Origin of the sequence: Nonomuraea sp. NPDC026600 (assembly GCF_040638335.1) — a bacterium.
Lineage (GTDB): Bacteria > Actinomycetota > Actinomycetes > Streptosporangiales > Streptosporangiaceae > Nonomuraea.
Genome location: NZ_JBEZYD010000056.1, coordinates 14,578 through 39,082, shown reverse-complemented (window position 1 = coordinate 39,082; position 24,505 = coordinate 14,578). Strand labels below are relative to the sequence as shown.

At 70.2% G+C, this 24,505-nt stretch carries 21 protein-coding genes and 1 riboswitch; of the genes, 5 read left to right on the top strand and 16 right to left on the bottom strand.

Going from position 1 to position 24,505, the window contains the following annotated elements:
- Nucleotides 1-104 precede the first annotated feature (104 nt).
- Nucleotides 105-2,381, top strand: a complete 2,277-nt coding sequence (locus AB0F17_RS60725; protein ID WP_358044854.1) for a M64 family metallopeptidase — start codon at nt 105-107, stop codon at nt 2,379-2,381.
- Here the strand turns inward: AB0F17_RS60725 and AB0F17_RS60720 are convergent.
- From AB0F17_RS60720 to AB0F17_RS60680, 9 genes are all read right to left on the bottom strand, one after another.
- Nucleotides 2,325-3,320 carry an aminoglycoside phosphotransferase family protein gene (locus tag AB0F17_RS60720; protein ID WP_358044851.1) on the bottom strand — a complete coding sequence of 332 codons (996 nt, stop codon included), beginning with the start codon at nt 3,318-3,320 and terminating at the stop codon, nt 2,325-2,327. The genes AB0F17_RS60725 and AB0F17_RS60720 overlap by 57 nt on opposite strands.
- A gap of 17 nt (nt 3,321-3,337) precedes the next feature.
- Nucleotides 3,338-4,165 (bottom strand): aldose 1-epimerase family protein, encoded by an 828-nt coding sequence (locus AB0F17_RS60715; protein ID WP_358044848.1) that lies wholly within the window; start codon nt 4,163-4,165, stop codon nt 3,338-3,340.
- A 73-nt stretch (nt 4,166-4,238) separates the two neighbouring features.
- Nucleotides 4,239-5,240: a LacI family DNA-binding transcriptional regulator gene (locus tag AB0F17_RS60710; RefSeq protein ID WP_358044845.1), complete on the bottom strand. Its 1,002-nt coding sequence runs from the start codon at nt 5,238-5,240 to the stop codon at nt 4,239-4,241.
- Entirely contained in the window at nt 5,221-6,630 is a 1,410-nt protein-coding gene (locus AB0F17_RS60705; protein ID WP_358044841.1) for a GH1 family beta-glucosidase, read from the bottom strand. Before AB0F17_RS60705 ends, AB0F17_RS60710 begins: the two co-directional genes overlap by 20 nt.
- Nucleotides 6,627-7,457, bottom strand: coding sequence for a carbohydrate ABC transporter permease (locus AB0F17_RS60700; protein ID WP_358044838.1), 831 nt, complete (start codon nt 7,455-7,457; stop codon nt 6,627-6,629). Before AB0F17_RS60700 ends, AB0F17_RS60705 begins: the two co-directional genes overlap by 4 nt.
- A complete protein-coding gene (locus AB0F17_RS60695) occupies nt 7,454-8,404 on the bottom strand; it encodes a sugar ABC transporter permease (RefSeq protein ID WP_358044835.1) in 951 nt (316 codons plus the stop codon). The genes AB0F17_RS60700 and AB0F17_RS60695 overlap by 4 nt, the downstream gene beginning before the upstream one ends.
- A 58-nt stretch (nt 8,405-8,462) precedes the next feature.
- Nucleotides 8,463-9,803 (bottom strand): extracellular solute-binding protein, encoded by a 1,341-nt coding sequence (locus tag AB0F17_RS60690; protein ID WP_358044832.1) that lies wholly within the window; start codon nt 9,801-9,803, stop codon nt 8,463-8,465.
- Between the two features lie 334 nt (nt 9,804-10,137).
- Entirely contained in the window at nt 10,138-11,379 is a 1,242-nt protein-coding gene (locus tag AB0F17_RS60685; RefSeq protein ID WP_358044829.1) for an RNA polymerase sigma factor, read from the bottom strand.
- A gap of 106 nt (nt 11,380-11,485) precedes the next feature.
- Nucleotides 11,486-11,902 (bottom strand): YciI family protein, encoded by a 417-nt coding sequence (locus AB0F17_RS60680; protein WP_358044826.1) that lies wholly within the window; start codon nt 11,900-11,902, stop codon nt 11,486-11,488.
- A 146-nt stretch (nt 11,903-12,048) separates the two neighbouring features.
- Here AB0F17_RS60680 and AB0F17_RS60675 point away from each other — a divergent pair, with 146 nt between their 5' ends.
- Both AB0F17_RS60675 and AB0F17_RS60670 read left to right on the top strand, forming a co-directional pair.
- Entirely contained in the window at nt 12,049-13,278 is a 1,230-nt protein-coding gene (locus AB0F17_RS60675) for a transposase (RefSeq protein ID WP_358044823.1), read from the top strand.
- Nucleotides 13,279-13,669: 391 nt separating this feature from the next.
- Complete coding sequence (locus tag AB0F17_RS60670; RefSeq protein WP_358044820.1) at nt 13,670-14,404, top strand: hypothetical protein; 735 nt, start codon at nt 13,670-13,672, stop codon at nt 14,402-14,404.
- 98 nt (nt 14,405-14,502) lie between these two features.
- Here AB0F17_RS60670 and AB0F17_RS60665 read toward each other — a convergent pair whose 3' ends face one another.
- The 4 genes from AB0F17_RS60665 to AB0F17_RS60650 all read right to left on the bottom strand — a co-directional run bounded on the left by AB0F17_RS60665 (nt 14,503) and on the right by AB0F17_RS60650 (nt 17,698).
- Nucleotides 14,503-14,667, bottom strand: a complete 165-nt coding sequence (locus AB0F17_RS60665) for a hypothetical protein (RefSeq protein WP_214641500.1) — start codon at nt 14,665-14,667, stop codon at nt 14,503-14,505.
- A 284-nt stretch (nt 14,668-14,951) separates the two neighbouring features.
- Nucleotides 14,952-15,632 carry a CHAP domain-containing protein gene (locus tag AB0F17_RS60660; RefSeq protein ID WP_358044817.1) on the bottom strand — a complete coding sequence of 227 codons (681 nt, stop codon included), beginning with the start codon at nt 15,630-15,632 and terminating at the stop codon, nt 14,952-14,954.
- 11 nt (nt 15,633-15,643) lie between these two features.
- A riboswitch (cyclic di-AMP (ydaO/yuaA leader) is annotated at nt 15,644-15,779 on the bottom strand.
- Nucleotides 15,780-15,897: 118 nt separating this feature from the next.
- Nucleotides 15,898-16,851 (bottom strand): Gfo/Idh/MocA family oxidoreductase, encoded by a 954-nt coding sequence (locus AB0F17_RS60655; RefSeq protein WP_358044814.1) that lies wholly within the window; start codon nt 16,849-16,851, stop codon nt 15,898-15,900.
- Nucleotides 16,852-16,870: 19 nt separating this feature from the next.
- A complete protein-coding gene (locus AB0F17_RS60650) occupies nt 16,871-17,698 on the bottom strand; it encodes an aldo/keto reductase (RefSeq protein WP_358044811.1) in 828 nt (275 codons plus the stop codon).
- Nucleotides 17,699-17,794: 96 nt separating this feature from the next.
- Between AB0F17_RS60650 and AB0F17_RS60645 the strand changes: the two genes are divergently transcribed.
- Both AB0F17_RS60645 and AB0F17_RS60640 read left to right on the top strand, forming a co-directional pair.
- On the top strand, nt 17,795-18,739 hold the full coding sequence (locus AB0F17_RS60645) for a hypothetical protein (RefSeq protein WP_358044808.1): 945 nt from the start codon (nt 17,795-17,797) through the stop codon (nt 18,737-18,739).
- 148 nt (nt 18,740-18,887) lie between these two features.
- Entirely contained in the window at nt 18,888-20,054 is a 1,167-nt protein-coding gene (locus AB0F17_RS60640; protein WP_358044805.1) for a DUF6716 putative glycosyltransferase, read from the top strand.
- A 153-nt stretch (nt 20,055-20,207) separates the two neighbouring features.
- On the opposite strand, the gene AB0F17_RS60635 is transcribed toward AB0F17_RS60640, so the two are convergent.
- The 3 genes from AB0F17_RS60635 to AB0F17_RS60625 are packed head-to-tail and all read right to left on the bottom strand — an operon-like array spanning nt 20,208 to nt 24,474.
- Nucleotides 20,208-21,446 (bottom strand): polysialyltransferase family glycosyltransferase, encoded by a 1,239-nt coding sequence (locus AB0F17_RS60635; protein ID WP_358044802.1) that lies wholly within the window; start codon nt 21,444-21,446, stop codon nt 20,208-20,210.
- Nucleotides 21,443-22,423: a glycosyltransferase family 2 protein gene (locus AB0F17_RS60630; protein WP_358044799.1), complete on the bottom strand. Its 981-nt coding sequence runs from the start codon at nt 22,421-22,423 to the stop codon at nt 21,443-21,445. Before AB0F17_RS60630 ends, AB0F17_RS60635 begins: the two co-directional genes overlap by 4 nt.
- 11 nt (nt 22,424-22,434) lie before the next feature.
- Complete coding sequence (locus AB0F17_RS60625) at nt 22,435-24,474, bottom strand: N-acetylneuraminate synthase family protein (RefSeq protein WP_358044796.1); 2,040 nt, start codon at nt 24,472-24,474, stop codon at nt 22,435-22,437.
- Nucleotides 24,475-24,505 lie beyond the last annotated feature (31 nt).

Genomic DNA, 24,505 nt, shown 5'->3' with positions numbered 1-24,505 from the left:
CGGAGGCGGAGTCCGGGGTGGATCGTCGTTCGGGAGCGATCACCCCGAAGTTATCGGCGATTCGTATAAGGCGCCGGCCGATCAACGGGCCGATAATGCGGGGCATGCGTAGATCCGCGGCCCTGGTCCTGGCCGCCGCCGTCTTATACGTTCCCCCAGCCCTCTCAGCCGACGCAGCCAACGCAGCCGACAAAGCCAACGCGGCCGCCGAGCCCGGCGCTGCCACCGTCGTGCCGGTCCAGGTCACCGGCGCGCCCGCCAAACGGTTCAACCTGGTCATCATGGGCGACGGCTACACCGAGTCCGAGCAGGCGAAGTTCCAGGCCGACGTCGACCGGCACCTCAACGTGATGTGGTCCATCGAGCCGTACAAGTCCTATCGCGCCTACATCAACGTCTACCGGGTGGACATAGTCTCCGGCGAGTCGGGCGTCAGCTGCGACCCCGCCCTCACCTCGCCGAAGAAGACCACCCCGCTCAGCATGGGCTTCTGGGGCCAGTGCAACGCGAACAGCGTCCAGCGGCTGATCACCATGGACAACACCGCCGCGACCCGCTACGCGAACCTGGTCACCGGCACCACCACGGCCAACCGGCAGATCCTCGCGCTGGCCAACAGCGGGACCTACGGCGGCGCGGGCGGTTCCTACGCGACCGCGTCCGGCAGCAACTCCATGTCCGCCCTGATCAGCCCGCACGAGCTGGGCCACTCCCTGGGCGGCCTGCAGGACGAGTACGACTACTACCAGCGCGGCGTCCCGGGCGGCGCCTACACGGGACCCGAGCCCGCCTCCGCCCATCACACGCTGCTGACCGAGCAGCAAATGCTCGACCAGAAGAAGAAGTGGTGGCGCTGGCTGGGCGAGCCCAGCGAGTCCGGCGGCCCGATCGGCCGCTACGAGGGCGGCATGTACTCCACCACGGGCATCTGGCGGCCGAGCCGGCATTCGATGATGAAGACGCTCGGCTACTACTACGACCAGGTGAGCCGGGAGGTGATGGCGCAGCGGATCACCGCCAAGACGACGGTGATCCAGGACGCCACGCCGTCGGACACGCCCGTCGGCGCGGACCGGGTGCTCTGGGTGGAGCCGATGCGCCCGAACGGCCACGCGCTCACCGTCACCTGGAACGTCGACGGCGCGGACCTGCCCGGCGGCGAGCCGGCCGCGCTCGACCTGCGCACCCTCGGCCTCACCCCGGGCACGCACACGATCAAGGCGACGGTCACCGACCCGACGAACTTCGTCAGGGACCCGGCGATCCGCGCCGCGATGAGCGCCTCCCGCTCCTGGACCGTCGACACGTCGCTGACCACCCCGCCCGACGGCGTCACCCCCGGCATCGTCTCGTCCACACCGGTGGACCGGCCGCTGGGCCGTACCGGCGTCGTGTACGTGGAGACCACGCACCCGGCCGCGAGCGTGCCAGCGGTCGCGTGGGCGCTCGACGGGAAGCGCGTCGGCGACGGCGGCAGCGACCTGGACCTCGGCGCGCTGAAGCCGGCGGAGGGCACGCACACGCTCACCGCGACGGCCGGCGGCCGGACGCTGACCTGGACGGTCGACGCCACCTCGCCGAAGACGGGCTACGAGCTGTCGCGGCCGCTCGTCAGGTCCGGTGACACCTACGTCTACAACGGGCCCTTCTCGATGAAGCTGACCGGGACCGACGACCAGGGCGGCTACGTGGTCTCGGAGTCGAGGGTCGACGAGGACGGCTGGTTCAACTACTTCGGCTGGCCGACCTCCTCCGACCTGCCGTGGACGTTCACCGAGGGCGGCACGGTCATCGACTCCCTCGTGTACGGCAAGCTGCCCAGGGGGCGGCACGCGATCGAGTACCGGTCGATCGACGGCGCGGGCAACTACGGCGAGGCGGGCAGCTTCACGGTCACCACGATCGCGCCGCCGCCGGCCTGCACCAGGACCGTCACCGGCGTCCAGCGCGGCCCGCTGACCATCGCCGACGGCGTCACCTGCCTGGACCACGCGCAGGTGAGCGGCCCGGTGACGGTGCGGGCCGGGGCCTCGGTGGTCGTCACCGGTGGTCGCGTCGACGGCGCGCTCATCGCCTCGAAGGCCGCCTCGGTGCAGGTGCTCGGCGCGCGGGTGGACGGCGCGCTGACGGTCGACCGCGCCGGGGCGCTGGCCGTCGTGGGCGCCGACATCCGCGGCGCGGCCCTGCTGACCTCGAACGCGGCGCCGATCCTGTCGGGCACCACGGTCAAGGGCGCGCTCGCCTGTTCGGGCAACACGCCCGCGCCGGTGGATCTGGGTGTACCGAACAAGGTCACCGGCCTGAGCGCCGGGCAGTGCGGGAAGCTAGCCGTGGGTCCCGGGGGCAAGTCCTACGAGGCGGTCGAGGACGTCCATGAGTGAGGTGGTGGCCAGGTCGCGGATGCGCGCGTACTCCGCCTCGGGGTACTGTCGCGGCCCGTTCTCCACCAGCAGGATCAGGTAGAGGTAGGCGCGGTAGAGGTCGAGCCGGGTCCGCGCGGCGGGGGTGAGCTCCACCGGGGTCACCTCGCGGTACCCGGCCAGCAGCGGGTCGTCCTCGCGCAGCTCGCCGAAGATGGTCGGCGTGACGAACTCGGCCAGCGGGTCGCCCCAGAACGCCCGCTCGTGGTCGATGATGGCCTGGATCCTGGGCGTCCCCGTGAGGTCCAGGAAGACGTTCCCCGCCCAGACGTCGAAGTGGACGAGGTGCGGCGTGGTCACCTCGTCCAGGACGGGCGCGGCGGCGGCGAGCAGCGCGCCGATCTCCGCGGCGGGCAGGGGGAGCGGCGTCGGGTAGCGCTCGGTGTCGGCGAGCAGCGCCCCCACCATGGCCAGGTACGCCTCGCGCCAGGTGCCGCCGGTGATGGCCGCGTGCGGGTAGCCGAACACCTCGCCCGTCACGGCGTTGAACCTGGCCAGGAGGCGGCCCAGCTCGCGGCGGAGGCCGGCTTCGCCGTCCGGCTTCACGTCGTTCCAGGACACGCCGTCGAGCGCGCCGAGCAGCAGGTAGTCGCCGCCCAGCACGGGGTCGTCGAACCCGGCGACCAGCAGCGTCGCCATCGGCACGCCCGCGGTGGCGGCCAGTTCGTAGGCCGCCGCCTCCATCCGCAGCAGGTTGCGCTCGTAGCTGAGCTGGTCCAGCTCGGGCGGCGGCGACAACTTGAGCACCACCTCGCGACCGTCGTCGAGGGACAGCCGCCAGACCGCGTTGGCGTAGCCGTCGGTGAGTTCGGTGGATTCGGTCACACCCGCGCCGAGCGCGCGCCGGGCGAGGTCGTCGAGCTCGGTGGGCGTTAAACGCCGTTTCGTCCTGCTGTCCACGAGTCCTGATTCTGGGGTCAGGCGGCGCTGATCGTCCAGCTCGCCGCGTGTTCGCCACCGGGCTCCAGCACCACCACGTCGGTGCCGGAGTTGAACGCGTCGGGCGGGCAGGTCATCGGCTCCACCGCCACGCCCTCGTAGCCGAGCTGCCCGCTGGTGCAGACCTGCACCCACGGCAGCACGGCCGGGTCCCACGTCATGCGCACGCCGCCGACCCGGGCCTCCCCGGCCGCCAGCCCGGTGAACGCGTGGTCGATCACGTCGCCGTCGAGCGGCCGGGCCTGCCGGAAGTCGTACGGGGAGCCGGACACGTCGTCGAGGGAGCGGGGCAGCAGCTCCTCGTCGGTGACCAGCACCTTGGCGGCGGGCAGCTCCAGGTCGTCGCCGAGCAGCCAGGGGTGGGGGCCGCAGCCGTAGGGGGCGGCGGCGTCGCCTTCGTTGCGGGCGGTGACCGTGGTGGTCAGGCCGTGCTCGTCGAGGTGGTGCACGACCCGCAGGGCCAGCGTGAACGGGTAACCGGCCGTCGGGGTGATCGTGTGCGCCAGCCGTACGAAGGCGTGCTGATCTTCCTCGACCTGCCAGTCGACGCCTGACACCAGCCCGTGCAGGGCGTGGCCGCGCTCGGGCTCGCTCACCGCCAGCTCGTGCGTCCGCCCGCCGAACGGGTAGCGGGCTCCGCCCACCCGGTTCGGCCAGGGGGCGAGGATCGTGCCCGCGAAATAGGGGACCGGGCCGTCGGCGGGCCAGCTCGTGATCAGGTCGCGCTCGTCGTGCCGGAGCGTCCTGAGCGCGGCGCCACGCGGGCTGACCTGCGCGGTGTATCCGCCGGCGGCAAGCTGGGGCACGAGGGGATCCTCTCTCAGGGATCGGACTTTCCGGGATCGGACTTTCAGGGATCAGATGGAGGATATCTCCTGGTCAAGCCGATTCCCGGCGCACCAGGTGGGTGTCGAGGATGACCACGGGCTGGCGGAGCACCTCGCCGTTGATGCGCGCCACCAGCAGCCGGGCCATCTGGCGGCCCATCTCCTCGGCCGGCTGGTGCATGGTGGTCAACGGCGGGTCGGTGTGCATGGCGATCTTGGAGTCGTCGAACCCCACCACCGCCACGTCACCCGGGATGGTCCGGCCCTCGGCCTTGAGCACCCGCATCGCCCCCACCGCCAGCGGGTCGGAGGCGGCGAACACGGCGTCGAGCTCCGGCTCGGCCTCCAGCAGCTCGCACATCGCCGCCGCGCCGCTCTCCTCGGAGAAGTCGGCGCCGTAGGCCACCAACTCCTGTGCGCCCGAGGTGAGCAGCGCGTCGTGGTAGCCGGCCAGCCGGTCGACGCCCACGCCCATGTCCTGCGACCCGGCGATCGTGGCGATGCGCCGCCGGCCGAGACCCTGCAGGTGCTTGACCGCCTGCCGGGCCCCGGCCCGGTTGTCCATGTCGACGTAGCTGTAGGGGGTGAGGCCGACGGGCCGGCCGCCCAGCACGGTCGGCACGCCCATCGCCTCCAGCCTGCCGGGCAGCGGGTCGGCGCCGTGCAGCGACAGGAGCAGCACGCCGTCGACGTGCTGCCCCGTCAGATAGTGCTCCAGGCGTTCGTGCTCCTCCTGCGACTGGGCCATCGCCAGGATCAGCTGGAGGCCCGTCTCGGCCAGCGCCGAGCCGATGCCCCTGATGGTCCCGGCGAAGTAGGGCTCGTCGAAGACGCGCAGCTCGGACTCGGACACGACCAGCGCCACCGTGTCGGTGCGCCGGGTGACCAGCGCCCGGGCCGCGCGGTTGGGCACGTAGCCCAGCTCCTGGATGGCCTGTTGCACGGCGTCGCGGGCCTTCTCGCTCACGTTGGGCGAGCCGTTGATGACTCTCGACACCGTGCCCCGGCCTACCCCGGCCAAAGCAGCCACTGCCTCAAGAGTCGGTCTGTTCATGGCGCCTATTCTGCCGGATGATCTCCGAGTACCAGAGGGCGCTGTCCTTGAGTGTGCGCCGCTGGGTTTCGAAGTCCACGTGCACGAGGCCGAAACGCTTGCCGTAGCCCCATGCCCACTCGAAATTATCCATCAGCGACCAGGCGAAATAGCCTTCCAGCGGCACGCCGGCGTCGATCGCGTCGCGGCAGGCGCGCAGGTGCGCGTCCAGGTAGGCCACGCGCTCGGCGTCGTGCACCCGGCCGTGCTCCAGGACGTCGTCGAAGGCCGCGCCGTTCTCGGAGACGACCATCGGGATCGGCGGATAGTCCCGCGCCACCCTGGACAGGACCTCCAGCAGGCCGCTCCGGTCGATCTCCCAGCCCATCGCGGTGACCGGCCGGCCGCCGTTGACGAACGACACGTGCTCGCTGCCGACCCAGGGCGAGCCGGTGTCCGTGGGCGCCGCCGCCGCCGACGCTCTGCCGCCTGGTGCTCCCGAAACCGTGAAGCGGCTGTAGTAGTTGACGAGCAGCAGATCGATCGGCGCCTTGATGGTCGCCATGTCGCCGTCCTGGATGAAGCCCAGGTCCATGCCGAGGTCGTCGAGGACGTCCTGCGGATAACGGCCGGTCATCAGCGCGTCGAGGAAGAACCGGTTCTGCAGCCCGTCGATGCGCCGCGCCGCGTCCTGGTCGGCCTCGCTGGCGGTGGCCGGGGTGACCGCGTAGAGGTTCACGCAGCCGCCGACCCGCCTCGCGCCCATCGCCTGTACGGACAGACCGTGGGCGAGGTTGAGATGGTGCGCGCCCCTGATCGCGTTCTCCGGCTCGCGTCGCCCCGGGGCGTGCTCGCCCGAGGCGTAGCCGAGGAACGCGGTGCACCATGGCTCATTGACGGTGCTGAAGGTATGCACGTAGTCCTTCAGCGCTTCGTGTACGGTCGCCGCGTAGTCCGCGAAACGGTAGGCCGTGTCGCGGTTGGGCCAGCCGCCCCTGTCCTCCAGCGCCTGGGGCAGGTCCCAGTGGTAGAGGGTCAGCCAGGGGTCGATGCCGTGCTGCCGCAGCTCGTCGGTGAGCCGCTTGTAGAAGTCGAGGCCCTTCTGGTTGATCGGGCCGGACCCGTCGGGCTGGATCCGGGGCCAGGAGACCGAGAAGCGATAGGCCGACAGGCCCAGCTCCGCCATGACCTGGGCGTCTTCCCGGTACCGGTGGTAGTGGTCGATGGCCACGTCCGCGTTGTCCCCGTTGAGCACGCGGCCGGGAGTCCTGGCGAAGGTGTCCCAGATGGAGACGCCGCGCCCGTCCTCGTCGACCGCGCCCTCGATCTGGTAGGCCGAGGTGGCCGATCCGAACGCGAACCCCGTGGGGAAGCTCAGCCCGGCACGCGTCTGTTCCTCTTGTGTCGTCACGCCTTGACCGCACCTTCCATGAGTCCGCCGACGATCTGGCGGCCGAATGCGACGAATACCGCGATGAGCGGAATGATGGACAGCGCCGTTCCTGCGAAGATCAATGTGTAGTTCGTGGAGAACCTCGCGTTCAGCGACGTGATCGCGATCTGCACGGTCGGATTGTCCGGGGTCAGCACGATCAGCGGCCACATGAAGTCATTCCACATCAGCATGAACGTGTTGATCCCCAGCACCGCCATGCCCGGCCGCACGGCCGGCAGCACGACGTTCCACCAGATCCGCAGGGTGGCCGCGCCGTCGACCCTGGCCGCCTCGACCAGCTCCATCGGCACCGCCTGGCGGGTGTACTGGGCCATCAGGAACACCCCGAACCCGTTGAGCAAGTAGGGCAAGATGACCGCTTTGAGGGTCCCTGTCCACTCCAGGCTCACCATCAGCCGGTAGAGCGGCACCACGCCCATCTGCTGCAGCGGCACGGCCATCGTCAGCAGGACGAGCAGCAGCAGCACGTTCCTGCCCTTGAACGTCAGGCTGGCGAAGGAGAAGCCGGCCAGCGTCGAGATGATGACCACCGAGACGGTGACGACGCTCGCCACGATGAACGAGTTGGTCAGACCGAGCAGGAAGTGGGCGTCCTCGTTGTTCAGCACCGCGACGATGTTCTGGCCCAGGTTGCCGCCCGGCAGGAACGGCGGCGGCACCGAGACCGCGTCGGCGTTGGTGCGCGAGGCGATGACCAGCATCCAGTACAGCGGGAAGGCGGACAGCACGATGGCCAGCGCCAGCATGACCCGGGTGATGAGGGTCGGCGACCAGTTGGTCATTTGGTGCCCCCGATCCGGCGCACGAACATGAAGTTGACGAACGCTCCGATGAGGATGAGCAGGAACAGCAGCCAGGCCGCCGCGGCGGCGTAACCGTAGTCGAACTCGCGGAAGCCCTGCTTGACGACGAACATCGCGACCGTCTGGAACTGCCCCTGCGACCCGCCGTCGACGTTGCCGTTGTAGAAGGTGGTCGGCTCGGAGAACAGCGTGAGCCCGCCGATCGTGGAGTTGAGCACCACGAAGATCATGGTCGGGCGGAGCATCGGCAGCGTGATCTGCCAGAACTGCCGCCGCCGCGAGGCGCCGTCGATCGCCGCGGCCTCGTACAGGTCGCGGGGGATCGTCTGCATCCCGGCCAGGAAGATGATCGCGTTGTAGCCGGTCCAGCGCCAGTCGACCATGGTGGCGATGGCCAGCCACGACGGGAACCGTTCGGCCCGCCAGTTGATGGCGTCCACCCCGAACCAGCTGAGGATCCAGTTGACCAGACCCCAGTCGCGGGCGAAGAGCTGGGTGAACACGACCGCCACCGCGACCACGGAGGTCACCAGCGGCAGCAGCACGCTCATCCGGATGGCCAGGCGCAGCCGGAACCGCTTGTTCAGCGCGTTGGCCAGGAACAGCGCCAGCAGCAACTGCGGGATCGTGGCCAGGAGGAAGATGCCGACCGTGTTGGTGACGGCGTTCCAGAAGTCCTCGTCGGTCAGCAGCTTGGCGTAGTTGCCCAGCCCGGTCCACTCCGTGGTCCCGGCCAGGTCGTAGTCGTAGAGCGAGTAGTAGAGCGTGAAGGCCAGCGGGAAGAGCCCGAAGGCGGCGAACAGGATGAAGTACGGGGACACCAGGGTGTACGGCATCACCTTGACGTCCAGTCGGGAACGCCAGCGGCGGCCGGGCGGTTGGTGACGGCTGGGCCGCACCGCCCGCGGGAGGGTGTCGATACTCATGAGTGACCTTTCGGCGGCAAGTAGCCCGGCCCGCTCAGTGCGGGCCGGGCGGAGAAGATCAGCCCGCGGCCTTCACCGCGTCGTCGACCAGCTGCTGCCAGGCCTTGCCGTAGGGGACCGAACCGTCGTCCATGCCCTGGATAACCGACTCGATGGCGTTCTTGACCTGGGCGTGCTTGACGCCGAGGAAGACCGGCTGCAGGCTCGCCGCCGACTTGGCGAAGATCTCTCCGATGGGGGCGTTGTTGAAGAACTCGTTCTTCGCGCCCTGCACGGCCGGGTCCTGCTGCGCCTGCGTGTTGCTCGGCATGTTGCCGAAGTCGGTGAAGATGCTCGCCTCGGTCTGCGCGTTGGTCAGGTAGTCCGCCACCGCGGCGGCTTCCTTCGGGTGCTTGCTCTGCTTCGGCACGGCCAGCCAGGAGCCGCCCCAGTTGCCGCCGCCGCCGGGAACCGCGGCCACGTCCCACTTGCCCTTGCCGCCGTCGCCCGCGTTGCCGCTGACCACGCCGAGCATCCACGACGGGCAGCCGACCGTGGCGAACGCGCCCTTCTGGGTGCCCGCCGCCCACTCGTCGGTGAAGTTACGCAGCTTGGCGGTCAGGCCCTGCTGGCTCATCTTCGTGGCGAAGTCGAAACCCGCCTTCACCGCCGGGTTCTTGTCGACGATGAGGTTGTTGTCCTTGTCGAAGTAGGTGACGTTGCCGTTCTTGGCCGCCTCCTGGTACAGGACCACCTGGTAGAGCGTGTTCGTGCCGTCGGCGAACTTGGTGTCCTTCACCTTCGCCTGGAACTGCTGGCCGACCTTCATGAAGGCGTCCCAAGTGGGCCACAAGGCGCTGACCTTGTCCCGCTCGCTGGGCAGCCCGGCCTTCTTGAACAGGTCCGCGCGGTAGCAGAGGCTCATGCCGCCGATGTCGGTGCCCAGGCCGAACAGCTTGCCGTCGGCGGTGGTGCCGTTCTCCCACTTCCAAGCGGGGAAGTCCGCCTTGCGGGACTCCAGGCCGTATTCCTTCAGGTCGGCCCACCACTCGGGGTGCGCCTTGGCCAGGCCCATGCCGCCCTCGTCGATGCCGACCACGTCGCCGGCGCCGTTGCCGGCCTGCAGCCACTGGATCATCTGCGGCCAGTACTGCTGCTCGAACTGGTCGGTGAGGTGCTCTTCCTTGATCTGGATGTCCTTGTGCTCGGCGTTCCACTTCGTGATGGCGTTCTTGTAGCCGAAGTTCGAGCCGCCGCCGAAATCCTGCACCCGGATCGTGACCGGTTCGGCGGCCGCGGAGGAGGCAGGTGCGTTGCTGGCGGCCGGAGTGCCGCCGGAGCTGCAGGATGCGACGGTCAGCGCCGCCGCCGCCAGGGCCGAAGCCGCAGCGAGAGCGCCGCGACGCTTGCGGATCATCATGGTGGACCCCTTCTCGGGTGAATGGGTGGGGAGGTGCACCGCGGCACACGCTCCGGGCCGCGGTGGGAAATCCTTGGGAGCGCTCCCACAAAGGGTGCACTTGTGGCTCTGGCCCGTCAATGCGCTGAAACGCAACCGTTACCAATGGGGTGATTTCTCGTCCTGAAAAGGGATTTTTGGTGATGAAGGGCGCAAAGAGCCGTTTGGGAGCGCTCCCATCACAAGGGACTCGTTTGTGTTTGCTTTCTGGGCATGTCGCCCACGTACTGTGGGCTTTTCTCGTGGTCGCGCCCGTAGTCACGACCCCCGAGACGGTCCTAGGGCGTGCCGGGGGTCAGCAGGCGGCGGCGCGTTCCCGTAGCAGGGTGCGTTCGCGGGTGTTGCGGGTCATGGCCGCCGCCCGCTCGAACTCGGCCCGCGCCTCATCCGGCCGTCCCAGCTTGACCAGCAGATCCCCGCGTACGCTCGGCAGCAGGTGATAGCCCTTGAGCGCCGGTTCGTCGACGAGCTGGTCCACCAGCTCCAGCCCGACCGCCGGACCGTACGCCATGGCGAGCGCGACCGCCCGGTTGAGCTCGACGACCGGCGACCGCGACATCCGCGCGAGCGCCTCGTACAGCGTGGCGATGGCCCGCCAGTCGGTCTCCTCGGCGGTGAGCGCCCGCGCGTGACAGGCCGCGATGGCGGCCTGCAGCACGTACGGGCCGAGATCGCCGCCGAGGTCCTCGGCCTGCTGGAGCGCGTCCAGGCCGCGGCGGATGAGCAGGCGGTCCCAGCGGCCCCGGTGCTGTTCCAGCAGCAGGATCGGCTCGCCGGACGGGCCCACCCGGGCCGCCGCGCGCGACGCCTGAATCTCCATCAGCGCGACCAGGCCGTGCACCTCGGGCTCCTTGGGCATCAGCCCGGCCAGCACCCGGCCGAGCCGCAGCGCGTCCTCGCAGAGCCCCGGCCGCATCCAGTCGTCACCGGCCGTGGCCGAGTAGCCCTCGTTGAAGATCAGGTAGATGACCTCCAGGACGGACGACAGGCGTCCGGCGAGCTCCTCGCCCTGCGGCACTTCGAACGGCACCTGCTTGTCGGCCAGCGTCCGCTTGGCGCGGACGATCCGCTGCGCCACCGTCGGCTCCGGGACCAGGAACGCCCTGGCGATCTCGTCGGTGGTCAGCCCGCCGAGCACCCGCAGCGTGAGCGCCACCCGCGCCTCGGTGGACAGCACCGGATGGCACGCCGTGAACACCAGCCGCAGCAGGTCGTCCTCGATCTCGTCCATGCTGGGCGGCTCTTCCTCGGAGCCCGGCTCGGACCGCTCGCGGCCGATCTCGGTGAGCTTGCGCGCGTAGCGTTCCTGGCGGCGCAGCAGGTCGACGGCGCGGCGCTTGGCGACGGTCATGAGCCAGGCTCCGGGATTGCCCGGCACGCCTGACTCCGGCCACTGCTCCAGCGCCGCGACCAGCGCGTCCTGGGCCAGCTCCTCGGCCAGACCGAGGTCGCGCACCAGCCCGGTCAGGCCGGCGATGAGCCGCGCCGCCTCCATCCGCCAGACCGTCTCGATCGCCCGGTGCGTATCGGAAGCCATCACCTGGTCATAAGACCAGCTCGCCCGAGGTCACGCAAGCCGGGCCCGGGACCGGCGCTCGGCATTCGGGTCCCGCGAGCCGACCTCGAGGCCGGGCAGCCGGCTGCTAATGTTCGGCGGATCCCGTCAGCCGCTCCCGCAAGGCCTCCTCGGGGCTCATCGAATCGTCCGGCAGGTCGGAGGCATCGAACACCTGCCAGACGTCCAGCCCGATCCCCTCATGCCCACCGGGAACAGGCACCCGCAGCGCCCACGCGATGGCCTCCTCCCGGGACTTGACCTGGATCAGCCAGAACCCGGCGATCAACTCCTTGGCCTCGGCGAACGGCCCGTCGAGCACGGTCGCCTTGCCATCCCTGGTGTAGGCGATCTGCGCGCCGTGGGAGCTGGGATAGAGCCCCTCGGCGGCCAGCAGCACCCCCGCCTTGGCCAGGCTCTCGTTGTAGGCGCCCATCGCGTCGACGAGCTCCTGGCTGGGCAGTGCTCCGCCCTCGGTCGCCTCGTTGGCCTTCCCTACGATCATGAACTTCATCTGGATTGTGGCGCGGAGACCTGGTCCTTCAGGGCCGGGAGGAAGCGCCACCCCTCCTTTCGAAAACAGTATGGAAAGACTCGGTCACGTTCGGTGATGTGTGCGGTGGGTGATGGCGCTGTGACAGGAGGTGCGCGATGGCGATCCGCCGCTCCACCACCAAACGCCACGGCCTGCCCACCGTCGTGCAACTGCGACTCACACCCGCCCCGGGCCAGGCCGACGCGCTGGCAGCGGCGGTGCAGGTGTGCAATCAGGCGGCCACCATGGTGTCCCGGCTGGCGTGGCAGCACCGCACCTTCGCCGTAGTGGAGCTGCACCGGCTCGCCTACTACGAGGTGCGGGCGCAGGTGGCCGGGCTGGGCGCGCAAGCGGCCGTGCGGGCGATCGCCCGGGTCGCCGGCGCCTACGCCAACCGGCGCGCCACCAAGAAGCGCGCCCACATCTTCCGCGCGCACGGCGCCGTCCCCTACGACGCACGGCTGATGAGCTTCAATCGTGACGCCCGGACCGTATCTTTGTGGACGCCCACCGGCCGCGTCGCCGTCCCCTACGCCGGCCGGCCAGAAGACCTCAAAGCCGTGGACGCGCTGCCGCTCGGTGAGGCCAACCTGATCTGCCAGCGCGGGGTGTGGCTGCTGCAGGTCGCCGTCACCCTGCCCAAGCTGGCGGTGCGCCAGCCGGTCCACGGCTTCCTCGGGGTGGATCAAGGGGTGGCGAACCTGGCGGTCACTTCCGACGGCGCGGTGCTGCCCGGCCCCGCACTGCCTGGGCCGATCGGCGGCAACGGCCACGTCCGCACCCTGCGGGAGCGGCGCCATCGCCAACGCCGACGGCTGCAGAAGAAGGGGACTGCTGCGGCGCGGCGGGTATTGCGTCGCCTGTCGGGGCGTGAGCACCGGATGATGACCGACCTCAACCACCAAATCAGCAAATATGTGGTGCGTGAAGCCGAACGCACCGGCCGCGGCATCGCCCTGGAAGACCTCCAAGGCATTCGCGGCCGGGTCAGGGCTCACCGGCTCCAGCGACGCACCCTGCACAACTGGGCGTTCGCCCAGCAGATCACCTTCACCCGCTACAAAGCCGCCCGCGCCGGAGTCGCCTTCATCCTGGTCGACCCTGCGTACACCTCCCAGGCCTGTCCGGAGTGCGGGAACGTCAGCAGGGCGAACCGGCCGGCGCGGGGCCGGTTCGTCTGCACGGGGTGTGGCCTCGCTGGGCACGCCGACCACATCGCGGCCCGCAACATCGCCACACGCGGCGTAGCGGGCTGGGCTGCCATCAACCAGCCACACGCTACCGGCCTCCCTTCAGCCAGACGGGACCGCGAGAGCAAACCGCCAGCTTCAACCGGTGGTAGTTGATGATCCGCCTCCTTCACTCTCACGAACGCGTCGAACAGTCAGACCCCCGAATCGACACGTACGCAGAATTTTTTTACCAGGAGACGTCGTAGCGGTCACCCGCATCACGAACTGGGATCGGCCGCCTTCGGTGCAACGGACAGGCGGTCAACTCCCCGAGAGAGGTACCGGCTGGCTGGCGCGCTGCGGGCGACCAGTGGCGAGCCTCGCGTGGCGTTACTTTAGGTGGCAAGGCCTGAGCATAGTGTGATGGCTGGGTTTCTGTACCGGTTTCCGGCGTCACGATGCGCTGGGCTCCGCCCTGGAACAACGCCCGGGACAACCACGGTCCGCAGAACCCGGCGGCTGCCCCCGGGGTGGCCGCGTGAGCCGTCAACGATGGGGGAGCGCAATGAGCGACAACAGGGAACCGAAGCTGATCTACGGCCAAGGGGCGGAGGCATGCCCGGGGGGGAACTTCTGTCTCTACCGGGGCTCGAACTTCAACGCGGGTCAGACCCCGGGGCGTGGCGACAAGATCCTGGCCATTCCGATGGGCGCGTACGTCAACGACTTCTCCGAGTACGGGTTCGACCACAGCGGTGACGGGGTAAGTGCCGTCGTAAACAACACGGTCGAGGACAACGCGCTCTTCTCGGCCGCCGACCAGCAGGGGCACGCGCTGCCGGTGGACCGGGGGACCTCGATCGCGGATCTGCGGGGCATCCCCATGGCCGACAGCCCGAACGGCTCCTGGAACGACCAGGCCCAGTCCGCACTGGCGGCCCGCTTCGTGGGGAACCTGCGCGTCGACCAGGAGCTGCGAGGCCACTGGGCGGAAGGCGTGGGGCACATCTACTCCTACCGGCTCACGATGCACGCCGAGGACACCCGCGTCGTGAAATGGAGCGTGGGCTTCGGTGATCTGCCGGAGGAAACCTCGCTGTCCAAGAGCTTCGTCGACAACTTCTGGGGTGAGATCCTGCGCGACGGCACCGATGGTGCCGTCCTGCTCGGCTCCCCCCAGGGCGGCGGACACAGCGTCGACCCCGGGACGGACCTCCTCATCGACGTCCAGGTCCTCTACCCAGACGAAAGCCCCGCCTACGAACGCCTCATCGGCCTGAACGCCCAGCAACTGGGCTGACCCGGCGAGCAGGCAACCCACGCAGAACTCCCCGCGACGCCGGGGCGTCGCGGGGAGTTCTGCCGGGCGGGGGCCCGGTCTATCGTCGGCTGTGCCCGTCAGATGTGTTCGGCGGGGTTCGCCGGGAGGTAGAAGTTCCAGCTGCCGTGCCCCTCATGGGCGCCACCTGCGGGGCAGTGCCCGTTGTCGGGGCGACCGTTCCACCAAAGGGTGTAGCACTTGTTACAGAAGCGCCAATTGTCCTGCTGGGTCGTCGGTGACATGTCCCCTCCTGCGGTATGAGAACCGGCATGTTGCCTGGTCACCGCCAGTGTTGGAGGTGACGGCGGACCCGTACATCCCCAAACTTGGGGGTTGCGGCCGATACGGCGGCCATGCGCTGTTCGGTGGGACGTGATCCTCTTTCGGCTGTTCCGAAGCAGGTGGCCGGGGTTGTCGCAGGGGAGACGTACGACGAACGCGCGCCCAAAGGACGCGCGCTCGTCGAAAGGAGAGGCCAGGAGAGTCTCACGGGGGGAGGCGGGCCGGAGGACTCGGGGAGTAGCCGTCAGCCGGTGTAGTCCGGGTATCCGTAGCCGACGACCTGGGACTTCGGCCGGACACGCTGGGCGACCGTGCCGTTGCCGGTGTTGCCCTCGATCGTAGAGATCGTCCCGTTGTTGTTGTCCTTGACGACGAACCCGACATGCTGGATGTCGTCCAGGCTCTTGCTGCCGCTCCACGAGAAGAACACCACGGCGCCCGGCTTCGGGGCCTGGCCCCAGCGGTGGTTCTTGGCGAACCAGCGCGCGTGCTCGACGGTGTAGGCGTCCCAGCCGACCATGCTGCGCGCGCCGGAGTGCGCGCCGACCCACGAGACGAACATCGAGCACCAAGCGGCGTTCAGGTACTCCTGCTTGCTGCCGCCGTCGCGCTTGACGGTCTCCCGGGCGCGCGGCGTGTTCATGTACCACTTCTGGAACTTGGTGCCGCCGCCGGCGGCGTCCTCGGAGGTGCCGACCTGGGCCTTGGCCAGGGCCAGGACCTGCGCGGCCGAGATCTTGGCCTTGGCCTCGACCTTGGCCTCCGGGTGATCCGCGGGAGCGGCGGCGTGCTGCTGGGTGCCGGTAGCGATGGTCTCCGCGTGGGCGGTGGACTGCCCGCCGATGGCGGCGGCCGCGACGGCCACGCCGAGGGCGGCCTGAGCGAAGGTCAGCTTGGGGGCACGGGTAAGACGACTCATGGCCATCGAGGGGGTTCTCCTTGCTTCCATGCCGCTTACCGGGTTAGCTGACGGGTTCGGGCGTGGAAGCTGCCCTACGGCACTGACGTGCCGATTCACCCCAAAGACATGGGTCCCCGGTTCCGCACGAGGCGGATTCAGCGGTCACAGGACGATCCTGTGATGTTTGTGCGATGGTCAGGCAACGAACCGGACAAACAGGTACGTATGCCTTAGATGTCGTACAAGGTAATACATGGGGCAAGGGGATTACAAATAGATAAACCGCTGGTCAGGAGAGTTGCCCGCGTACATCTGCCAGAAGCCCCATCATGGCAAGGCTTTCGTCAAGTGGCATGATCGCGGATTCTTTACCTCCCGCGGCCACGACGGCCCGCACCTCGCGGACTTCGCCGGCGTATCCGTTGTCCGCCGGATCGAGCACGAGCTCCTCCGTCTCCATCGACGGCCCGCTCAGCACGACCCGCTCCGGCGCCCAGAACGGCGCCTTGATGTCCGCGCGCATGCCGGTCCCCACCACGTAGGCGTCGTTCGCGTACGGGCCCAGCAGCGAGCACTCCACCAGGGCCCGCCGGCCGCCCGGATAGATCAGCACCCCGCCCGCCTCAGCGTCCACCCCCGAGGGCGCCAGCGAGCCCGTGATGTGCGCCCGTTCCGGCATCCCGAGCAGGAGCTGCGCCAGCCCGAACGAGTAGACGCCCAGGTCGAGCAGTGCCCCGCCGCCCAGCTCCGGCGCCCACAGCCGGTGCGCGGGGTCGTAGGGCGACTTGAAGCCGAACGACGCCTGGACCGAGCGGATCTCCCCGAACCGGGGATCGGCGGCCACCCGCTGAATCAGCGGGTTGAACCGCATCCACATGGCCTCCATCAGGAAGACCCCGGCCTCGCGCGCGAGCCGGACCATCCGCTCCGCGTCGGCGACGGACGCGGCGAGCGGCTTCTCGCACAACACCGCCTTGCCCGCCGCGATCGCCGCCTCGGCCACCTCCAGGTGCTGGGCGTGCGGGGTCGCCACGTAGACGGCGTCGACGGCGGGGTCGGCGCACAGCTGCTCGTACGAGCCGTACGCCGACTCCGCGCCCAGCTCCGAGGCCAGTGCCCGCGCGCGGCCGAGGTCGCGGGAGCCGACGGCGGCCACCCGCATCCCCGGCTCAGCCGCGATGACCGTGCCGACCCTCTTGGCGATGACACCCGTGGCCGCGATACCCCATGCAAAATTCTTCATGGGGGGAGATCGTAGGGAATCAACCCATCCAGTGAAAGGTGTCCGGGTCTGGGCCGATGCGGCCGTCTGTCGTGTTCATGGCGCCGATCGCCGCCATGTCCTCGGCGTCGAGGACGAAGTCGAACACCTCGAAGTTCTCCTTGATCCGGGCCGGCGTGACCGACTTGGGGATCACCACGTTGCCCAGCTGGATGTGCCAGCGCAGCACGATCTGCGCGGGCGTCCTGCCGTACTTCTCCGACAGCACGCTCAGCGCCGGGTCGCCGAGCAGGCCCTGGCCCTGCCCCAGCGGGCTCCACGCCTCGGTGAGGATGCCGTTGGCCTCGTGGAACTCCCGCAGCCGCCGTTGCTGGAAGTACGGGTGCAGCTCGATCTGGTTGATGGACGGCGTGATGTCCGTCTCGTCGATCACCCGGGTGAGCGTCTCGACGGTGAAGTTGGACACGCCGATCGCCTTCGCCCGCCCTTGACGGTAGATCTTCTCGAGGCCGCGCCACGCCTGCACGTACGTGCCGTGCTTCGGCAACGGCCAGTGGATCAGATAGAGGTCCACGTAGTCGAGCCCGAGCCGCGACAGGCTCTCGTCGAACGCCTCCTCGGCCCGGCCGTGGTCGGGATTGAAGAGCTTGGTGGTGATGAACAGCTTCTCGCGCGGGATCCCCGAGGCGCGTACGGCGCGGCCGACGCCCTCCTCGTTCCTGTAGGCGCTGGCGGTGTCGACGTGGCGGTAGCCGATCTCCAGAGCGGTCGTCACGACCTGCTCGGCCTCGTCGCTCGGCACCTGCCAGACGCCGAACCCGAGCTGCGGCACCTGTACGCCGTCCGTATTGAGGAGTAGAGAGTTCATGGTCTTCATTGTTCACGTGTCGTTTCTGACGGCTTAAGGCGGGCGGGCTAGCTTGAAGCGGTCGTGAACGGGCCATCACCGGGCGGGGAGTACAGAGTGGGCAAACAGGCGTCGGCCTGGGTGGAGTCCCCGCTTCAGATGCTGTGCGCCATCGAGGCCCACCGCGCTGGGCTGCTCGGGCCTGCCACCGCCGTCGTCCCGCGTGCCGGTCTCCGGGCGCTGAAGGCCACGCGCCGGGCGCTGTCCGACCTGGCGCTGCCCGAGGGGCTGGAGCTGGCCGAGCCGCGCGAGCGCATGCCACGCTCCCCGCACGCCGTCGGCGACGCCTTCTCCGGCCGTGTCCAGGTCCGCTGGCTCGTCTCGCACCCGGGTCGCATCGTGATCGTCGACGATGGGCTGGCCACGCTCCGGCTGCTCGAACTGCTGGCCGCCGGGCCGTACAAGCCGCTGTTGCGGGCGCGGGCGCATCCGGGGAAGCTGCGTGCGGCGCTGGGGCTGGCGGCGGCGATCAGGCTGCGCGCGAGCCGGGTGTCGGTCTTCACCGCGCTGCCGGTGTCCGACGAGTTGGCGCTGGCCGTCCGCGCCGTGGGCGTCGACCTGGTCCGTCACGACTTCGGGTGGCTGCGTGAGCAGCCGCTGGGCGGCCCCGGACCGGTCGAGCGGACCGTCGTGCTCGGCACCTCCCTCGTCAGGAACGAGCTGGTGCGCCGCGACCGCTACCTGAGCTGGCTGATGGACCTGGCCGCCGAGGAGCCGCTCGCCTACTTCCCGCACCGCCGCGAGGACCCCGCGGATGTGGCGCTCATCCGCGAGCGGCCCGAGATCACCGTGTACGACGCCGGCGTGCCCGCCGAGCTGACGCTGCGCGGCCTCGACCCCAGCCAGCGGGTGCTCAGCCTGCCGTCCACCGCGATCACCTCGCTGCGGGTGCTGCTCACGCCGCGTGGCGTCGCGGTGGAGCCGGTGGACGTACAGGACGATTGGTGGACGAGCAGGGCGGCCCCCGCCCTGCGTTCGCATCTGACCGGTGTGGCCGGGTGACCGGCGCCAACCCCTATCTGACCGGAGCGGCCGGATGACCGGCGGCATCCTCTGTTCGACCGGAGCGGCCGGGTGACCGGCGGCAACCCCTACCTGACTGGAACAACCGGGTGACCCGCGTCAACCCGTATCCGACTGGAGTGACCGCGTGAGAGTGCTGGCCGTGGCCGACTCCGACTCGTACCTGAAGTGGGCGGCCTGCCTGCTCGGCGACCTGCCTCCCGGCTCCGAGACGGAGCTCGTGGTGGTGCGTACGCCGATCGCGCCGTCGCCCGAGCAGATCGCCGCCGCCGTGGGCGAAGGTCCCACGCCGGCGCTGATGTCGGCGCGGGCGGTGCGGCGGCTGGCCGAACGTACCCGGCCGGACGCGATCATCGTGGCCTGTACGGGGCCGGTCGTGGACGTGCTGGTGGCCGAGGCGTTCGCCGGGCTGCGGCCGCGGCCGGTGTTCGTGACCGGGCTGCCGGGCATCTCGGTGCCCGCGACGGAGAAGGCGTGGCTGTTCCGCAGCGGCTGCGACCTGTTCGTGGTGCACAGCGAGCGGGAGGTGGCCGAGTTCGGCGGGATCGCCGCGCAGCTCGGCGGGGGAGGGGCGGTCGGGCTGGCCCGGCTGCCGTTCCTGCGCCCGCGGGCCGTGCGCGGCGGCGGGAACCGGGTGGTGTTCGCCACCCAGGCCAAGGTGCCGCGCGAGCGCGAGGATCGCGAACGCGTCCTGCTGTCGCTGGCCGAGCTGGCCGCCCGCCGGCCGGACCTGGACGTGGTGGTGAAGCTGCGCGCCCTGGAGGACGAACGGCAGACGCACAACGAACGGCACCACTACCAGCGGCTCTGGCGCGAGCTCGGCGAGCCCGGGCGGGTGGCGTTCGAGGCGGGTTCGATGCACGACCAGCTCGCTCAGGCGGCCGGGTTCGTGACGGTCAGCTCGACGGCGGCGCTGGAGGCCATCGCGCAGGACGTGCCGCTGCTGGTGCTGAGCGACTTCGGCGTGAGCGCGGAGATGATCAACCTGGTGTTCGAGGGCAGCGGGCTGCTGGGCACGCTCGACGAGCTGGCCACGGGTGGCTTCCGCCCCGCCGACGCCGGGTGGTGCGCGGCCAACTACTTCCACCCGGTGGACCGCAACAACTGGGCGGGGCTGCTGGGCGGCCTGGTGACCGGCGGCCCCCGGGTCCCGGCCGGCTCACTGCTCGACGGGCCCGAGCACGCCGCCGCCCGCCGCCGCGCCAGGATGCGCCTGGACGTGCACCCCACCGTGCTGCGTGCCGGTTACCGGGCCAAGCGGCGGATGCGCCGGTATTTGCGGGCGCTGTCCTGAGGGAGTGCCTCCCTCCGAGAGGGAGTACCCCCGAAAGGGGCGGGGTGTCGAGAGGGAGTGCCCCCCGAGAGGGAGTGCCCCCCGAGAAGGGCGGGTGCCGAGAGGGGTGGCACAGCAGGGCGGGGCGCTGCCCGCCCCTGCTGGGTGGCGCCCTCAGATGGCCGATTTGATCTTCCGGCGCAGCCGCGTCAGCGCGGTGGGCTTGGCCGTCAGGTCGAGGGTCTCCAGCCGCTTGCGCTTGAAGTAGCGCGGGTCGAAGTCGAAGTCCACCGGCCGCAGGTCCGGATACGTCTCCGCCTGCATGCAGTAGCCCACCGCCCGCACCAGCTCCCGCAGGTAGCCGCGCGGCGCCGGCTCGATCGTGCCGTCCACCGTCATGCGGGGCAGCAGCGCGTCGACGATCGTGGCGGGCACCCGGTTGCTGTTCTCGTACGGGGCCAGCCGCTCCAGCACCAGCTCGGTGCCGTACGAGGCCACCGGCAGCCCGAAGAACCGCCCGGCCGTGACCAGGCCGGTCGAGAAGCAGCCCACGACCAGCTCGGGCCGGAGCGCCGCGAAGCACACCTCGGCGGGGACGCTCTCATCGGCCACCATCAGCTGCACGTTCAGCGGCTCGGCGGCGGCCCTGAGCAACTGGGCGTGCCTGCGGCCGGCCGCCGGGTGCGGCTTGAACACCACGCTCGAGTAGCCGCGGGCGACCAGGCCGCGCAGCATCGACTCGTGCAGCGCCGCCTCCTCCTCCGGCGTGACGATCTCCAGCGCCGACAGGTACTGCCCGAGGATCATCGCCTGCCCGGCCAGCATGTCGGGCGCGGTCGTGGCCACCTGCCGGACCACCGACAGGAACGCCTCGTCCGGCAGGAGCGACGCCGGCACGCCGTACTCGCTGAGTAAGAGCGGCTCCAGCCCCGGCACGAGGTCCAGGTGCAGCAGGCGGGTGATGCGGCGGAAGATCTCGGCGGGCAGCGGGTCGCGCGTCGGGCCGTAGCTCATCAGGCCGTCGGAGTAGACGGTGATCGGGCAGTCGCGCACCAGCCCCGCGATCGTCCGCGCGGGCGGCACCGCGATCGACTCCAGCACCAGCTCGTCCACGTCGTCGAGCTCCAGCTGGGAGCGGATCAGCCGCTCCATCATCGGCACCTCGATGACGCGGGCCTTCCACTCCGACGGGTGCAGCGGCGCGATCAGCTCGTTCCACGAGTGGATCACGTCGAAGCGGGAGCGCAGCACCGCGAAGCCCGGCGTCCGGTCCAGGGGGACGGTCACCTCGGGGACCGCCGCGTTGTTCGACACGATGAGGACCCTGCGTCCCTCGGCGAACCGGCCGTCGTCGATCCCGGCCGCCAGCGACATCGCCCCGAACAGCGTCGAGGCGTAGAAGACCGTGGTCATGAGTCCTCGCGTTCCCGGCGGAGCCGGACGTGGGGGCTTGGGGGGAGGTCGGGCAGCAGCGCCCGCAGCGCGGCCTCGCGCTCCACGGACATGCGCGCCACCGCGTCCACCACCATGCCGGTGGGCAGCGCTCGTACCATTTCCGCGCCGCGCTCTTCGAAGCGGGCGCGCAACTGCGGGGTGAAGCGGTCGGCGATCTCCAGGTGGTGCGCGAACAGCGCGCAGAAGTTGCGTACGGCCTTCGGCAGGAACTCCTCCTCGAGGTCCTTGAACACCAGCTCGAAGGCGTCGAAGAAGTGCAGCTGCCGCTCGTCGCCCACCTGTGTGAGCGACCCCGACACCATCCGCCGGTAGAACAACCCGGCCAGCGACACCACCGCGAACGTGGCCGCCTCCCGGTGCAGCCGCCAGATCCACGGGCGGTCCTCCGCGGTGTGCAGTGAGCCCGGGAAGTGCAGCAGGTCGTGCAGCGAGCGCCGGTAGACGCCGGCCCACGCGTAGGGGTAGTCGACCATGGTCCGCACGTTCGCGGGCAGGATCGCGTCCCGAGGGTCGAGCACCGCGTCCCGCCGCGCCAGCGGGGCGCGGTGCACGACCCGCTTGCGGCCCTCGACCTGCACGTGGTCGGCGCGCACGAAGTCGCAGCCGAGCCCGTCGATGGCCTCGACGAGCTGGGGCAGGTAGCCGGGGGCGAGCCAGTCGTCCCCGTCCATGAACGTGACGTACCGGCCCGAGGCGGCCGCCAGCCCGGTGTTGCGGGCGTCCGCGAGGCCGACCGGCGCGGGATTGCGCAGGACGGCCAGACCGGGCAGGTCGGCGCGGAAGTCCTCGGCGATGTCGCCGGTGGCGTCCACCGACCCGTCGTTCACCACGATGAACTCGAAGTCGGGCCGGGCGTTGCGGCAGAGCGAGGAGAGCGCGTCGGCGATGAAACGCTCGCCGTCACGCACGGGCACGATGACGGACAGAGTGATCAAGATGGCGCTCGTCAGACGGTGACGCGGCGCAGGCGGGCCTTGGGCGCCTCCTCGCCGGGGAAGACGCGCTTGACGCCGTCGCCCATCGCCTGCTCGATGATCCGGATGTCGCGTACCAGGTGCTCGAGACCGGCGGGCTCCAGCGAGGCGGCGTGGTCGGAGCCCCACATGGTGCGGTCGAGCGTGATGTGCCGCTCCACGCAGACCGCGCCGAGCGTCACCGCGGCCAGCGAGATCTGCAGGCCGCGCTCGTGGCCGGAGTAGCCGACCGGCACGCCGTAGCGCTCCTTGAGGGTGGTGATCGTGCGCAGGTTCGCCTCCTCCGGCGGGAGGGGGTACGTGGAGGTGGCGTGCATCATGATCAGCTTTTCGGTGCCGAGGATCTCGACGGCCTGGTCGATCTCGGAGAGCGTGGACATGCCGGTCGACAGCATCAGCGGCTTGCCGGTCGCCGCGAGGGCGCGGAGCAGTTCGTGGTCGGCGACGCTGGCCGAGGCCACCTTGTGCGCCACGACGTCCATCTCCTCCAGGAAGTCGATGGAGGGCACGTCCCACGGCGAGGCGAACCAGTGCAGGCCGCGCTCGTCGCAGTACTTGGCGATCTGGCGGTACTCGTCGTGGCCGAACTCGGTCCGCTCCTTGTACTCCAGGTAGGTCATCTCGCCCCAGGGCGTCTGCCTGATCTGCCCCTTCTGCGCCTCGGGCACGCAGATCGCCGGGGTGCGCTTCTGGAACTTCACCGCCTGGCAGCCCGCGTCGGCCGCCACGTCGATGAGCCGGCGCGCGAGGTCGAGGTCGCCGTTGTGGTTGATGCCGATCTCGCCGATGACGTAGACGGGCTCGCCGTCGCCGACCAGCACCTCGCCGACCGCCACCGGGCGGAACCTAAGACGCGGTTTGGCCTCGGGCGCGGCGGGTGCCTCGGGCCGGGCCGCCACGACCCGGTCGCACAGCTCGCGCACCGCTCCGTCGCCGCCCACCTTGGACAGGACGACCCTGGCGGCCGCGCGTACTCGCGGGTGCGCGTCGGGCACCGCGATCGGCCAGCCCACCTCGGCCATCGGGCCCAGGTCGTTGACGTCGTTGCCCACGTAGGCGACGCGGGCCGGGTCCAGGCCCTCGATCGTCAGCCAGTCACGCAGGACGATCCGCTTCTCGGCGATCCCCTGCAGCACGGGGACGCCCAGCTTGCGGGCGCGGGCCGCCACGACCGGGTTGTGCTCGGTCGACATGACCAGCACCTTCACCCCGGAGCGGCGCAGCAGCGCGATGCCCATCCCGTCGGAGCGGCTGACCAGCACCATCTCGCGGCCGTCGGAGTCGACGTAGGCGCGGTCGTCGGTGTGGACGCCGTCGAAGTCGGTGATCACCGCGTCGACGTCGATCGGCTCGGGCACGTCCACGAACGGGGCCAGCGCGCGGGCCAGCTCCAGGTCCTCGGGCTCGTCGATCTCGATCGCGTGGCGCACGGGCACCGGCTGTACGGCGACGGTGCCGAAGAAGCGGTGGCCGTGCTCGCGCAGCCCGGAGGTGCGCATGACGTAGAAGGCGCCGTTCTCGCGGAACTGCGGCTCGCGGTCCTGCCTGCGCTGCCTGACCGCGGGGTCGTGGTTGATCCCGCCGCCGGCGGCGGTCCAGAGGAACTCGTGCGTGGGCAGGCCGGACACGACCGTGTCGGCCTCGCCGTCCAGCACCTTGCGCACGGCCGCCGACAGGTCGGCGGAGTCGATGAAGGCGCTGGTGCACTGTACGAGGACGACCACCTCGGGGTCCTCGCCGAGCGCGTCGAGCGCGTGCAGCACCGCCGACTCGCTGGAGGCGGTCGCGCCGCTGAGCTCCTCGGGGCGGTCCACGACGAGCGCGCCCGCCTCCTTGGCGGCCTCGGCGATCCCCGCGTGGTCGGTGCTGACCACGACCCGGTCGATCAGCTCGCTGCGCAGCGAAGCGCGCACGGCACGGGTGACCAGGGGAATACCGCCGACCGGCGCGAGGTTCTTCAAGGGAACGCCTGCGGAACCTCCGCGGGCGGGAACAACGGCCAGGACTCGCAACGTGACTCCTCAGTGCTAACGGGTTGCCACC

What these genes read in the sequence shown, in the direction of transcription:
- AB0F17_RS60725 (WP_358044854.1), top strand. Translation starts at nt 105, where the DNA reads ATGCGTAGATCCGCGGCCCTGGTCCTGGCCGCCGCCGTCTTATACGTT.
- AB0F17_RS60710 (WP_358044845.1), bottom strand. Translation starts at nt 5,240, where the DNA reads ATGAACAGACCGACTCTTGAGGCAGTGGCTGCTTTGGCCGGGGTAGGC.
- AB0F17_RS60700 (WP_358044838.1), bottom strand. Translation starts at nt 7,457, where the DNA reads ATGACCAACTGGTCGCCGACCCTCATCACCCGGGTCATGCTGGCGCTG.
- AB0F17_RS60695 (WP_358044835.1), bottom strand. Translation starts at nt 8,404, where the DNA reads ATGAGTATCGACACCCTCCCGCGGGCGGTGCGGCCCAGCCGTCACCAA.
- AB0F17_RS60690 (WP_358044832.1), bottom strand. Translation starts at nt 9,803, where the DNA reads ATGATGATCCGCAAGCGTCGCGGCGCTCTCGCTGCGGCTTCGGCCCTG.
- AB0F17_RS60685 (WP_358044829.1), bottom strand. Translation starts at nt 11,379, where the DNA reads ATGGCTTCCGATACGCACCGGGCGATCGAGACGGTCTGGCGGATGGAG.
- AB0F17_RS60680 (WP_358044826.1), bottom strand. Translation starts at nt 11,902, where the DNA reads ATGATCGTAGGGAAGGCCAACGAGGCGACCGAGGGCGGAGCACTGCCC.
- AB0F17_RS60675 (WP_358044823.1), top strand. Translation starts at nt 12,049, where the DNA reads ATGGCGATCCGCCGCTCCACCACCAAACGCCACGGCCTGCCCACCGTC.
- AB0F17_RS60670 (WP_358044820.1), top strand. Translation starts at nt 13,670, where the DNA reads ATGAGCGACAACAGGGAACCGAAGCTGATCTACGGCCAAGGGGCGGAG.
- AB0F17_RS60665 (WP_214641500.1), bottom strand. Translation starts at nt 14,667, where the DNA reads ATGTCACCGACGACCCAGCAGGACAATTGGCGCTTCTGTAACAAGTGC.
- AB0F17_RS60660 (WP_358044817.1), bottom strand. Translation starts at nt 15,632, where the DNA reads ATGGCCATGAGTCGTCTTACCCGTGCCCCCAAGCTGACCTTCGCTCAG.
- AB0F17_RS60655 (WP_358044814.1), bottom strand. Translation starts at nt 16,851, where the DNA reads ATGAAGAATTTTGCATGGGGTATCGCGGCCACGGGTGTCATCGCCAAG.
- AB0F17_RS60650 (WP_358044811.1), bottom strand. Translation starts at nt 17,698, where the DNA reads ATGAACTCTCTACTCCTCAATACGGACGGCGTACAGGTGCCGCAGCTC.
- AB0F17_RS60635 (WP_358044802.1), bottom strand. Translation starts at nt 21,446, where the DNA reads ATGACCACGGTCTTCTACGCCTCGACGCTGTTCGGGGCGATGTCGCTG.